This is a genomic window from Sphingomonas sp. PEI4, assembly GCF_056679955.1.
Genome location: NZ_CM155258.1, coordinates 2,332,004 through 2,344,895, shown reverse-complemented (window position 1 = coordinate 2,344,895; position 12,892 = coordinate 2,332,004). Strand labels below are relative to the sequence as shown.

Below are 12,892 nucleotides of genomic sequence, written 5' to 3'. Positions count from 1 at the left end.
TACGGTGACAAGCTTACGGCAGCGCAATAACGCGGCTGTCGGAGGCGTGTATGGCGAACGATTCGATGCTGAAGTTTGTCGGGCGGGAGCAATCCTATCCGGCAAAGCGCACTGCGGAAGAACGGCAGGAGGATTTCCGCGAGATTGCGCAGCGATTTGCGGTGCAACCTGCGGAAGAGCAGGCCGGACGCTGTTCGCAGTGCGGCGTGCCCTACTGCTCGGTGCATTGCCCCCTGCACCAGCATATCCCGGATTGGCTTCGGCTGACGGCGGAGGGGCGGCTGCGCGAGGCGTATGAACTCAGCAACGCAACCTCGACCATGCCCGAGATCTGTGGCCGCATCTGCCCGCAGGACCGGCTGTGCGAAGGCAATTGCGTCATCGAGTTCACCGGGCACGGTGCCGTTACGATCGGCTCGGTCGAGAAATTCATTACCGACACCGCCTGGGAAAATGGCTGGGTCGAGCCGCTGGTGCCGGGCAAGTCCCGCGGCCAGTCGGTCGGCGTGATCGGCGCGGGGCCCGCGGGTCTCACCGCCGCGGAATATCTGCGTGGCCACGGCTATGACGTGCACGTCTATGACCGCTACGACCGCGCGGGCGGCTTGCTCACCTACGGCATTCCCGGCTTCAAGCTCGAAAAGCCGATCGTCATGCGGCGCGTCGAGCGCCTCAAGGCGGCTGGCATCGTTTTTCACGAAGGCTTCGCGGTCGGCGACGATGCGAGCCTTGATGATCTGCGCCAGCGGCACGACGCGATCCTGATCGCGACCGGCGTCTACAAGGCGCGCGCTATGGACCTGCCGGGCGGCGCATCGAATGGCGTGGTCGCGGCACTCGATTTCCTCGTCGCGTCGAACCGCAAGGGTTTCGGCGATGCGGTCCCCGCATTCGACGACGGCAGCCTCAACGCGGAGGGCAAGGACGTCGTCGTGATCGGCGGCGGCGACACCGCGATGGACTGTGTCCGGACCGCAATCCGTCAGGGTGCCAAGTCGGTAAAGTGTCTCTACCGCCGCGACCGCGCCAACATGCCGGGATCGCAGCGCGAAGTGACCAATGCCGAGGAGGAGGGCGTCGAGTTCGTCTGGCTGTCCGGCCCGCAAAGCTTCGACGGCGGCGATACCGTGTCGAGCGTGAAGGTCCGGAAGATGCGTCTCGGTGCGCCCGACGCAAGCGGTCGCCGGGCGCCGGAGCCCGATCCTGCCGGCGATTATTCGGTGGACGCCGACCTCGTCATCAAGGCGCTGGGCTTCGACGCCGAGGACCTGCCGACGCTGTTCGCAACGCCGGAATTGGGGGTCAGCCGCTGGGGCACCGTGCTGGTCGACGGCAAGACGCTGATGACCTCGCTCGACGGCGTGTTCGCGGCGGGCGATATCGTCCGCGGTGCGAGCCTGGTCGTCTGGGCGATCCGCGATGGCCGCGATGTGGCGGCGACGATGCACAAATGGCTGAAGACCAAGGCGGCGAACGCGAAGGTCGCGGCATGAGGCTCAGGGCTCATGAGATCGCTGCGATCAAGGCTGCGGCGAGCGAGGCGTTCGGCGCCGACGCCGTCGTCCGTCTGTTCGGCAGCCGCGTCGATGACGCCAAGCGCGGTGGTGACATCGATATCCATATAGAAGCCACGCCGGACAAGGCGGATGTCGACCACGAGGTTCGCTTCCGAAGCCTGATCTGGCAGGCACTGGACGAAGATCAGATCGATGTCGTCGTCGCGGCGCGGGGCGGCACAACGCGCTGGATCGATCGGGCGGCAATGCGTGAGGGCATCATCCTGTGATCCGCGATGACGTCCGCGAAGCCACCCTGGAAGCCGTCATCGCCGCCGAGCAACTGACGGGGCATCTGGAGCGACTGGGCGTTCGCATGTCGTCGTTATTGCCGACATCGGCAGACGTCTTGGCGACGTGGACGGACGATCCGTGGGAGCGGCTTCACGCGCTATTGCGGATGTTCGAACAGCAGTTCGACCTCACCAGCCGCAAGTTGTTCAGGGGTTTCCTGTTCCTGTCTGGTGAAACTGTCGACGGTCTGTCGGCGCAAAACCAGTTTCGCCGCGTCGAGGCGCTGGGCGGCATCGAATCCGCCGATCGGTGGATCGCGATAGGGGCGACCCGCAATATACTCGTTCATGATTATCCGATCAGATCCGAAGCTCGGGCGCAGAGGGCCAACCGCGCCTGGAGTGATCTTCCCGATCTGATTGCCGCCACCCGCCAGACCATCGCCAAGCTTCGCTCCGAGGGGCATATTTGATGACCGATGCCATGACTGATCCGATGACTGCCCAACGCGCCCGTCTCGCCGCCGAAGGCATGTACCGCCCCGAGTTTGAGGGCGACGCATGCGGCGTCGGCCTAGTTGCCGCCACCGATGGCCGTGCGTCGCGCCGCGTGGTGCAGTCGGCGGTCGATGCGCTCAAAGCCGTCTGGCACCGCGGTGCGGTCGACGCCGACGGCAAGACCGGCGACGGCGCGGGGCTCCATATCGACCTGCCGATCCGGTTCTTCGACGACGCGGTCGCAGCATCCGGCCACAAGGTTCGGCCGAACCGGCTCGCGGTCGGCATGATCTTCCTCCCCCGCACCGATCTCGGCGCGCAGGAGGATTGCCGGACGATCGTCGAGAGCGCGATCATCGAGGCTGGCTACACCATCTATGGCTGGCGCCAGGTGCCGGTCGACGTGTCGGTGATCGGCATCAAGGCGCAACTGACGCGTCCCGAGATCGAGCAGATCATGATCGCCGGCCCGCTGCCCGACGAACAGGACGCCGCCGAGTTCGAGAAGACGCTCTATCTCGTCCGCCGCAGAATCGAGAAGCGTGTGATCGCCGCGCAGATCCAGGGCTTCTACGTCTGTTCGCTGTCGTGCCGCTCGATCATCTACAAGGGGCTGTTCCTCGCCGAATCGCTCTCCGTCTTCTACCCGGATCTCTGCGACCAGCGTTTCGAAAGCCGCGTCGCGATCTTCCATCAGCGCTATTCGACCAACACCTTCCCGCAATGGTGGCTGGCGCAACCGTTCCGCTGCCTCGCGCACAACGGCGAGATCAACACGATCCGCGGCAACAAGAACTGGATGCTCTCCCACGAGATCCGCATGGCGAGCCTCGCGTTCGGCGACAATTCGGAGGACATCAAGCCGGTGATCCCCGCCGGCGCGTCCGACACCGCTGCATTGGACGCGGTGTTCGAGGCGATCTGTCGCTCAGGCCGCGACGCGCCGACCGCCAAGCTGATGCTCGTCCCCGAAGCGTCCAGCCCGGACATGCCGCCCAAGCATACCGCGATGTACCAGTATCTCGCCTCCGTGATGGAGCCGTGGGACGGCCCCGCTGCGCTGGCGATGACTGATGGCCGCTGGGCAGTTGCCGGCATGGACCGCAACGCGCTGCGTCCGCTCCGCTACACGCTGACGTCTGACGGCCTGCTGATCGTCGGTTCAGAGAGCGGCATGGTCGTCGTTCCCGAATCGACGATTGTCGCCAAGGGGCGTTTGGGGCCGGGCGAGATGATCGCGGTCGATTTGGACGAAGGTCGCCTGCTCCAGGATCGCGAAGTGAAGGATCGCATCTCGGGCGAGGCGGATTACGCCGCGATGATCGGCGAATTCCACACGCTCGCCGATCTACCCTCGGTCGAGGATGCGGTGGTGCGTTACGACCGCGCGGAACTCGCGCGCCGTCAGGTCGCGGCGGGGCAGACGATGGAGGACATGGAGCTGATCCTGTCGCCGATGGTCGAATCCGCCAAGGAAGCGATCGGCTCGATGGGCGACGACACGCCGCTCGCCGTGATCTCGGACAAGCCGCGCCTCATCAGCCAGTTCTTCCGCCAGAACTTCAGCCAGGTGACCAACCCGCCGATCGATCCCTTGCGCGAACGCCACGTGATGTCGCTGAAGACGCGGTTCGGCAATCTCGCCAACATCCTCGACGTCCGCGACCAGCGCGAGCGCGTGCTCGTCCTCGATTCGCCCGTCCTGACGGGCGAGCATTGGTCGCGGCTGAAGGCGCATTTCGGTAACGCGGTCGCCGAGATCGACTGCACGTTCGACGTCGGCGGCGGCCCGGAGAAGCTGCGTGCTGCGATCCAGCGGATTCGCAACGAGGCCGAGCAGGCGGTTCGCCAAGGCAAGAGCGAGATCTTCCTCACCGACGAGGCGATCAGCGAAGATCGCGTCGGCATCGCCGGCGTGCTTGCCGTGGCGGCGGTGCACACGCACCTCGTCCGCCGCGGCCTGCGCTCCTACGCGTCGATCAACGTCCGCTCGGCCGAATGCCTCGACACGCATTATTACGCCGTGCTGATCGGCGTCGGCGCGACCACCGTGAACGCCTATCTCGCCGAAGCCGCGATCGTCGATCGCCAGTCGCGCGGGCTGTTCGGCGATCTCGACCTTGCCGAATGCCTCCGCCGCCACCGCGTCGCCGTGGAGGAGGGGCTGCTAAAGATTATGTCGAAGATGGGCATCGCGGTCATCTCGTCCTACCGCGGCGGCTATAATTTCGAGGCGGTCGGCCTCTCGCGCAGCCTCGTCAACGACCTGTTCCCCGGCATGCCCGCGAAGATCAGCGGCGAGGGCTATGCCTCATTGCACGTCAACGCGACCGATCGCCATGCGGCGGCGTTCGATCCGGCGGTGGCGACGCTGCCGATCGGCGGCTTCTATCGCCAGCGCCACACCGGCGAGGTCCACGCCTATTCCGCGCAACTGATGCACCTGCTCCAGACCGCAGTCGCGAACGACAGCTACACCAGCTACCTGCAATTCTCGCGCGGCGTGTCCGATCTGCCGCCGGTGTACTTACGCGATCTGCTCCAGTTCAACTTCCCCGCGGAGGGCGTCGCGGTCGACCAGGTCGAGGCGATCACCGAGATCCGCAAGCGCTTCGTCACACCCGGCATGTCGCTCGGCGCGCTCAGCCCCGAGGCGCACGAAACGTTGGCGATCGCGATGAACCGGATCGGCGCGAAGGCCGTCTCGGGCGAGGGCGGCGAGGACAAGTCGCGCTTCGTGCCGTATGCGAACGGCGACAACGCCAACTCGTCGATCAAGCAGGTCGCATCCGGTCGCTTCGGCGTCACGGCGGAATATCTCAACGCGTGCGAGGAGATCGAGGTCAAGGTCGCACAGGGCGCCAAGCCCGGCGAAGGCGGCCAGCTCCCCGGCTTCAAGGTTACCGAGTTCATCGCCAAGCTGCGCCACGCGACGCCCGGCGTGACGCTGATTTCGCCGCCGCCGCATCACGACATCTACTCGATCGAGGATCTCGCCCAGCTCATCTACGACCTGAAGCAGATCAATCCGCGGGCGCGGGTGTGCGTGAAGCTCGTCTCGTCGGCGGGCATCGGTACGGTCGCGGCGGGGGTTGCGAAGGCGCATGCCGACGTGATCCTGATCGCCGGCCATGTCGGCGGGACGGGCGCGTCGCCCCAGACCTCGATCAAATATGCCGGCACGCCGTGGGAGATGGGCCTGTCGGAGGTCAACCAGGTGCTGACGCTCAACGGTCTGCGCGGGCGCGTGCGGTTGCGTACCGATGGTGGGCTCAAGACCGGTCGCGACATCGTCATCGCCGCGATCCTGGGGGCGGAGGAGTTCGGGATCGGCACGCTGTCGCTGGTCGCGATGGGCTGTATCATGGTCCGCCAGTGCCATTCGAACACGTGTCCAGTCGGCATCTGCACGCAGAACGACGCGCTCCGGCAGAAGTTCGTCGGCACGCCCGAGAAGGTGATCAACCTGATGACCTTCATCGCCGAGGAAGTCCGCGACATCCTCGCGCGATTGGGCGTGAAGAGCCTCGACGACGTGATCGGCCGCACCGAGTTCCTGCGGCAGGTCAGCCGCGGCGCCGAGCATCTCGACGATCTCGACCTGAACCCGATCCTGGCCAAGGTCGACGCCGACGATTCGCAGCGCCGCTTCAGCCTGTCGACCTTCCGCAACGAAGTCCCCGACAGCCTCGACGCGCAGATCATCAAGGATGCCGCCGCGGTGTTCTCGCGCGGCGAGAAGATGCAGCTGACCTATTCGGTGCGCAACACGCACCGCGCGGTCGGCACGCGGCTGTCTAGCGAGATCACGCGGAAGTTCGGCATGTCGACGCTGGCGGACGATCACGTGACGATCCGTTTGCGAGGGTCTGCGGGCCAGTCGCTCGGCGCGTTCCTGTGCAAGGGCATCACGCTCGAGGTGTTCGGCGATTCGAACGACTATGTCGGCAAGGGTCTCTCGGGCGGCACGATCATCGTGCGGCCTGCGGTGAGTTCGCCGCTGGCGTCGCAGGACAACACGATCATCGGCAACACCGTGCTGTACGGCGCGACGTCGGGCCGGCTGTTCGCGGCGGGGCAGGCAGGCGAGCGGTTCGCAGTCCGCAATTCGGGCGCGAGCGTGGTCGTCGAGGGCTGCGGCGCGAACGGGTGCGAGTACATGACCAACGGTATCGCGGTGGTGCTGGGCAAGGTCGGCGCGAACTTTGGCGCAGGCATGACCGGCGGGATGGCGTTCGTCTACGATCCCGACGGCACGTTCGAAAAGCGCGCCAACCCCGAGAACATCACCTGGGACCGCGTGAAATCGCTGCACTGGGCGGACGTCCTGCTCGACCTCGTCCGCGATCATGCCGACACCACCGACAGCAAATGGTCGAAGGGCCTGCTCGAAGACTGGGACCGAGTGGCGCCGCATTTCTGGCAGATCGTCCCAAAGGAAATGCTCACCCGCCTGAGCCATCCGCTCGACGACAGCGCGGAACTGGTCGCGGCGGAGTAAGCCAAACCCTACCACCACCCTGGTTGCCGCCGGGGTGGTGCAAGTAAGATGGGTTCACGCGGAGGCGCGGAGACGCGGAGCTAAAACTCCCTCTGCTTCTATCTGATTGCGATCGGTGGTGAAGGAGCTTCGCTCGCGCCCAACGCAACACCTCCGCGTCTCCGCGCCTCCGCGTGAACCAAATCTTCTTACGCGCCGACCACCCGCGCTAGTGACACACCCGCCCCCCACCGCCTAAACGAAGGGCATGTGGCAGCTTTACCAATTCCCCCTGTGTCCCTTCTCGCGAAAGGTGCGCCTGCTGCTGGGCGAGAAGGGGGTCGGCTACGAACTGGTCCGCGAATCGCCCTGGGATCGCCGCGACGAGTTCATGGACATGAACCCCGCCGGCCAGACCCCGGTGATGGTCGACGCCTCGCGCGGCGTGGCCCCCCTCATCGATTCGATGGCGATCTGCGAATTTTTCGAGGAAACCGTCGAGAAGGCGGCGATGATCAACGGCACCGCGACCAACCGCGCCGAGATCCGCCGGCTGGTCACGTGGTTCGACACGCATTTCTACCGCGACGTCACCGGGCCGCTGCTCCACGAGCGCATGGTCAAGCGCCTCGCCCACCGCACCGCGCCCGACGCCAAGGGCTTGCGCGAGGCGATGAAGGCCGCGGTCGGACATCTCGATTACATGGATTACCTGCTCGATCACCGGAACTGGCTCGGCGGCGCGACGATGAGCCTCGCCGATCTGGCGGCGGCCGCGCAGATCTCGGTGACCGACTATCTCGGCGGGATCGACTGGAAGGGCCACGACCAGACCGCCCGCTGGTATCGCGGGTTCAAAAGCCGCCCGAGCTTCCGCCCGCTGCTGTCCGAACGGATGGAGCTGATCTCACCCCCGGCGCACTACGACAATGTCGATTTCTGAGATGCCCGCCCCTGAAATCGTCTTCGCGGATTTCGAGAAGGTCGACATCCGCGTCGGCACGATCGTCGATGCGGAAGCCTTTCCCGAGGCGCGCAAACCCGCGATCAAGCTGCGGATCGATTTCGGCGCGGAGATCGGCGTGAAGCGTTCGTCGGCGCAGATCACCGAACACTACGCACCGGAAACACTGATCGGTCGCCAGGTCGCCGCGGTGGTAAACTTCCCGCCGCGCCAGATCGGCCCGATGATGTCCGAAGTCCTGACGCTCGGCTTTCCCGACGCGGACGGGAAGGTGGTGCTGATATCGCCGAGCCTGAATGTCCCCAACGGCGGACGGTTATTCTGAAGAAAAATCCTCTCCCGCCAGGCGGAGGTGGCTGGCGCTTGCCAGACGGAGGGGGAGGTAGGGCAAACCTCGGTTCCGTGTTCTCCCCCTCCGTCACCTTCGGCGCCACCTCCCCCTTGCGGGGGAGGATCAGCCCCAGCGCTTACCGGCGCAGGTCGCTCTGCGTGATCGGCACGATCTTCACCTCGACGCGACGGTTCGCAGCACGCCCCTCATCGGTATCGTTCGACGCGATCGGCTGCGTCTTGCCATAGCCGCGCGTGCCGATGCGCGCCGCCTGTACGCCGTGGCCCGACAAATAATCCGCGACCGAGCGCGCACGACGCTCCGACAGCGTCTGGTTGTACGCATCGCTGCCGGTCGAATCGGTATGGCCGTACACGTCGACATAGGTCTGGTTGTACTGCGACAGCGTGTCCGCGACCTGATCCAGCGTCCGCTGGAACTGCGGCTGCACGTTCGCGCTGTCATAGGCGAAGGTGATGCCCGACGGGATGTTCAGCACAAGGTCGTCGCCCTGGCGGATCACCTGCACGTCGGTGCCCGCGGTGCGCGCACGCAGGTCGCGCTCCTGTTTGTCCATGTACGCGCCGACGCCTGCGCCCGCGAGACCGCCGATGCCGGCACCCAGCAGCTTCTCGGTCCGGTCACTCCGTCCACCGACCACGTCGCCGAGCAGATACCCGCCGAGCGCGCCGCCGATGCCGCCCAGCGCGGTCTTCGAAATCGTCTGGCGGCCCGTCTCGGGATCGGTCGTGCAGCCACTGGTGGCGATCAATGCAGCGATTGCAGCGCCTGCGAACATCTTGGTTTTCATAGATAATCTCCCTGAGACATGATGGATGACGGCTTTGTCCCCGATACGGCCGATAACCCGGCTTCGCGACGATTGTTCCGCCTGCGCACCGAACCCACCATGACCATCATCGCGCGGCGATGTCGAGTATCCGCACGGCTTTACGCAAGACGGTTGTACGACGCGGCGTTGTCCTGCAAAGAGGCGACGAGCCAATGGCACCGCTTCCCCCCTTCCCCTGGATCGACGTCGCGATCATCCTCGCGCTCGTCGCGTTGAACGGTGTGTTCGCGATGAGCGAACTCGCGATCGTCTCCGCGCGCAAGGCCCGGCTCGAGGCGATGGCACGCCAAGGCAAGAAGGGCGCGCGCGCCGCGCTCGTGCTCGCCGCCGACCCCGGCAAGTTCCTCTCGACCGTCCAGATCGGCATCACGCTGATCGGCATCCTCGCAGGTGCCTATTCGGGCTCCAGCCTCGGCATGCCGACCGCCGCGCGGTTGCAGGCATGGGGCCTGTCCGCCTCGACTGCGGAGACCGCCGGATTCGCGATCGTTATCGGCCTGACGACTTACGCGTCGCTGATCATCGGCGAGCTCGTCCCCAAGCAGTTCGCGCTCCGCTCGCCCGAGGCGATCGCGTCGTTCATGGCGCCGGTGATGCGCGGGCTCGCGATCGGCACCGCGCCGATCGTGCTGGTGCTCGATTCGACCAGCGCGCTGATCTTCAAGCTGCTCCGGCTCAACCGCGAATCGGAAGAGCACGTCACCGCCGAAGAACTCCACATGATCGTAGCCGAAGCGTCGAAGTCGGGAATCATCGAGGAGCACGAGCGTTCGATCATCTCGGGCGTCGTGCGCCTCGCCGATCGCCCGGTGCGCGAGGTGATGACGCCGCGTACCGAGATCGACTGGCTCGACTGCGACTGGGGCCCCGACGAGATCCGCGAGACCCTGCTCGCGTCGCAGCATACGCGCCTGCCGGTCGGCGAAGGCTCGATCGACACCGTCAAGGGCGTCGTCCAGGCGCGCGACATCGCCGCGGCGCTGTTCCGCGGCGACCCGATCGACCTGCGCGCGCTGATGCGCAAGGCGCCGGTGGTGATCGACCAGATCGACGCGATGGATGCGCTGCTGGCGCTCCGCGAAGCCGAAGTGCCGATGGCGCTGATCCACGATGAATACGGCCATTTCGAAGGGATCGTCACGCCGGCGGATTTGCTCGCAGCGATCGCCGGCGAGTTCAAGTCGGACTCGGATCCGGATGACGCGCCTTCGGTGGTGGTGCGCGACGACGGCTCGTTGCTGGTAGCGGGGACGATGGCCGCGGATTCGCTCGCCGACCGCCTCGGCATCGACCTGCCCGAGGATCGCGATTACGCAACGGTTGCCGGGCTGGCGCTGTCGGTGTTCCGCCACCTGCCGGGCGAGGGCGAGAGCTTCGTCGAACAGGGCTGGAAGTTCGAGATCGTCGATCTGGATGGGCGGCGGATCGACAAGCTGCTGGTGAGCGAAGTCTGAGGACTGGTTCTCCTGCGTTGCCAGGAGAACTCACGGTGCATGGGCGATCCCGCCGCCTCCAAATCCCGTCATCCCAGCGGAAGCTGGGATATCCCGTTTGATGCGCGATCTATCCCAATCAGGATACCCCAGCGTACGCTGGGGTGACGAGCGTTGGGGCGCGCCCCCCGTTCGTCCTGAGTAGCTGCTGAGCTTGTCGAAGCGGCGTATCGAAGGACAAGTTGGCGCGCGGAACCCATGCTTCGATACGAGCCCTCGATACGCTCCTGACGGAGCTACTCGGTCTCTACTCAGCACGAACGGAAAGGGCGGAGTGTGTCTTCCGTTCCAGTTCTCGGTCCACGGTTACGGGCGGGGTTCGGTCCCGGGCTTCAAATCCATCGTAGTTGGTTTCGTAGTTTCCGCCGCCGGCACCTCCGAAATGGCCCCCGAAGCGGCTCCCGCCCCAGGCTCCAGATACTTCGGCACGAACGGCACCACACTCGGCGGCGGCCCCGACATGCCCGCCGGATCGCCCTCGACGCGCCCGTGGAGGTGATCGATCTCCGCTTGCCGCCGGTTGAGATAGAAGGCCCGCGTCGCCGCATACGGATCGGGCGAATTGTCGTGCAGGTCCTTCAGCGTCTGGTCGAACTCGGACCGGTGGTCGAGCGCACCCAGGATACCCGCCGGGATCGTGTACGACGCGCTGGTGAACGGCTTGCCGACGCCGACCGGCAGGATCAGTCGATCGACCGCACCGCCCAGCAGGTCGCGGATCGTCGTCGGCCCGACCAGCGGCAGGAACAGGAACGGCCCGTTCTTCACGCCGTAATAGCCAAGCGTGTTGGCGAACCCGTTCGAGCGCCGCGGCAGGCGGAACGGCTTGCGCTTCGCCATGTCGATCACGCCGACCGCGCCGATCGTCGAGTTGATCGCGAACCGCCCGACCGTCTCCGCCGCCTTGCCCGGCTTGAGCTGCAGCAGGAAGTTCAGGAAGACGATCGGCTCGCGCAGATTGTAGAGGAAATTGTGGATGCCGCGTCGGATCGGGCTCGGCACGGTCCTTTTATAGGTCCGCGCGACCGGGCCGATCACCGCGTCGTCGACCTTCTGCGTCACCGCGAACGACTCGGCGTTGGCCGCACGCAGCGGATCGCCCGCGGCGTCCTTGCGGCCGGTGACGATGATGTCGTTCGGAGCGCGCCCGGCGGACGGCGTTCCCAGCGGGGCGGGGCCGACCGGTGGAATGTCCTGCGTCGGCAGCCCCTGGTGGACGATCTCGATCGCCGGAAGCGACGCGGCCAAGGCCAGCGGCGAAACCGCCATCGACGCGACGGATCGAAAATCATCAGTGAACGGCGACAGTACCGCGCCGGGTAACGCCGCGCTCGTGCCTTCGCTGGGCAGCGATACGGGCGCGGCCGTGAGGTGAACGGGTGCGCCCGTCAACAACATTGCGCTCATCATTACCAGCATGTGCACTCATCGCCCCGTCTATGGTCACCCTCATACTTTGAGTGCAACGCCGCAGGACATGCCCGTCAACACGCGTCCGGCATAGAGCCAATCGTCACCTACAACGGTCGATCAAGGTTAACCCGTCCGATCGGCGCGAGCATTCCCGCTTGCGCCGTCAAGTCCGACCGGGCCGAACGCGTGTTACCGGTCGACCGTGCCGACCTGCAGGGCGCAGTTCAGAGCTTTCCGAACACCGCCTCGAACCCAGCCTTGTCGCCCGCCGCCAGCAATCGGGCCTGTTCGATCCAGCGATCGCGACCCATCCGTCCGGTGAAGTTGCCGAGTTGCGCATCGATGCGTTGCGCCTCGCTCTCCGACAGCGCCGCCATCTGGCCGACCGTGGAGACGCCAAGCGCGCCGAGCTGTGTTGCAACCTTCGGTCCGAGTCCCTTCAACTGCGTGACGGGGCCATCGGCATAGGATTGCACCGGTGCACGCGGTTCGGCCGGTGCCTCCCGGGTCGGCGCTACAGGGGCGGGGGCGATGGTTTCGGTCGCCGGGCTTGCCTCCAGAGGCGACGCAGCGGCGATGGGTTCGTCGGCGAGACGATCGGGCGTCTGCGACACATCGTCGTCGCGCGAGACCAGAGTCGGTTCGGGTGCGCTGCGTACTGGCGGCGCAGGTTGAGGCGGGGCGGGGGGCGGTGCAACGGGAACCGGCGCGGTTTGCGTCTGCGCCTGGGATTGCTCGGTCGCGCGCGCCGACACCGCAGGTTTCGCCGAGACCGGCTCGGGCGGAACGCCAGCCTCCTCGGCATTGGCGATCACGTCGCGCGACGCCTTCACGCGGCTGCGTTTGGCCTTGATGCCCCAGAGAAGGCCGATCACGACGAGGATCGCCACGACGGCGATGATCGTGAAGTGGATTGCCGTCAGCGTGGCGATGCCGTCGGGCAACAGGCTCAGGCCCGAAGCGGAGGTCGCGGAAGTTTCGTTCATGCTCATACTCGTAGCGTCACGCGAGGGAGGCGGCGAGAGGAAATTGGCGGGCTTGGCCTGATCAGCCGACCCTCTCTTCAGTTCT

At 65.9% G+C, this 12,892-nt stretch carries 10 protein-coding genes; 7 read left to right on the top strand and 3 right to left on the bottom strand.

Annotated elements, in window-relative coordinates:
* Positions 1–50 precede the first annotated feature (50 nt).
* The 6 genes from AC1MLZ_RS10715 (at position 51) to AC1MLZ_RS10690 (ending at position 8,056) form a co-directional block, all read left to right on the top strand.
* A complete protein-coding gene (locus AC1MLZ_RS10715) occupies positions 51–1,493 on the top strand; it encodes an NAD(P)-dependent oxidoreductase (protein ID WP_480958438.1) in 1,443 nt (480 codons plus the stop codon).
* Positions 1,490–1,786: a hypothetical protein gene (locus tag AC1MLZ_RS10710; RefSeq protein ID WP_480958437.1), complete on the top strand. Its 297-nt coding sequence runs from the start codon at positions 1,490–1,492 to the stop codon at positions 1,784–1,786. The genes AC1MLZ_RS10715 and AC1MLZ_RS10710 overlap by 4 nt, the downstream gene beginning before the upstream one ends.
* Complete coding sequence (locus tag AC1MLZ_RS10705; RefSeq protein ID WP_480958436.1) at positions 1,783–2,262, top strand: hypothetical protein; 480 nt, start codon at positions 1,783–1,785, stop codon at positions 2,260–2,262. The genes AC1MLZ_RS10710 and AC1MLZ_RS10705 overlap by 4 nt, the downstream gene beginning before the upstream one ends.
* The gene (gene gltB / locus AC1MLZ_RS10700) at positions 2,262–6,788 is read left to right on the top strand and encodes a glutamate synthase large subunit (RefSeq protein ID WP_480958435.1); all 4,527 of its coding nucleotides are present in this window, start codon (positions 2,262–2,264) and stop codon (positions 6,786–6,788) included. The genes AC1MLZ_RS10705 and gltB overlap by 1 nt, the downstream gene beginning before the upstream one ends.
* Positions 6,789–7,035: 247 nt before the next feature.
* Positions 7,036–7,710 (top strand): glutathione S-transferase family protein, encoded by a 675-nt coding sequence (locus tag AC1MLZ_RS10695; protein WP_056054264.1) that lies wholly within the window; start codon positions 7,036–7,038, stop codon positions 7,708–7,710.
* The gene (locus tag AC1MLZ_RS10690; RefSeq protein ID WP_480958434.1) at positions 7,697–8,056 is read left to right on the top strand and encodes a tRNA-binding protein; all 360 of its coding nucleotides are present in this window, start codon (positions 7,697–7,699) and stop codon (positions 8,054–8,056) included. The genes AC1MLZ_RS10695 and AC1MLZ_RS10690 overlap by 14 nt, the downstream gene beginning before the upstream one ends.
* A 142-nt stretch (positions 8,057–8,198) precedes the next feature.
* Here the strand turns inward: AC1MLZ_RS10690 and AC1MLZ_RS10685 are convergent, their stop codons facing one another.
* The gene (locus AC1MLZ_RS10685; RefSeq protein ID WP_480958433.1) at positions 8,199–8,873 is read right to left on the bottom strand and encodes a YiaD family glycine zipper/OmpA-like lipoprotein; all 675 of its coding nucleotides are present in this window, start codon (positions 8,871–8,873) and stop codon (positions 8,199–8,201) included.
* Positions 8,874–9,067: 194 nt separating this feature from the next.
* On the opposite strand from AC1MLZ_RS10685, the gene AC1MLZ_RS10680 reads away from it, so the two are divergent.
* Positions 9,068–10,369 carry a hemolysin family protein gene (locus AC1MLZ_RS10680; RefSeq protein ID WP_480958432.1) on the top strand — a complete coding sequence of 434 codons (1,302 nt, stop codon included), beginning with the start codon at positions 9,068–9,070 and terminating at the stop codon, positions 10,367–10,369.
* A gap of 345 nt (positions 10,370–10,714) precedes the next feature.
* Here the strand turns inward: AC1MLZ_RS10680 and AC1MLZ_RS10675 are convergent, their stop codons facing one another.
* Positions 10,715–11,827: an MlaA family lipoprotein gene (locus tag AC1MLZ_RS10675; protein WP_480958431.1), complete on the bottom strand. Its 1,113-nt coding sequence runs from the start codon at positions 11,825–11,827 to the stop codon at positions 10,715–10,717.
* Positions 11,828–12,045: 218 nt separating this feature from the next.
* Positions 12,046–12,807: a hypothetical protein gene (locus tag AC1MLZ_RS10670; RefSeq protein WP_480958430.1), complete on the bottom strand. Its 762-nt coding sequence runs from the start codon at positions 12,805–12,807 to the stop codon at positions 12,046–12,048.
* Positions 12,808–12,892: the final 85 nt, after the last annotated feature.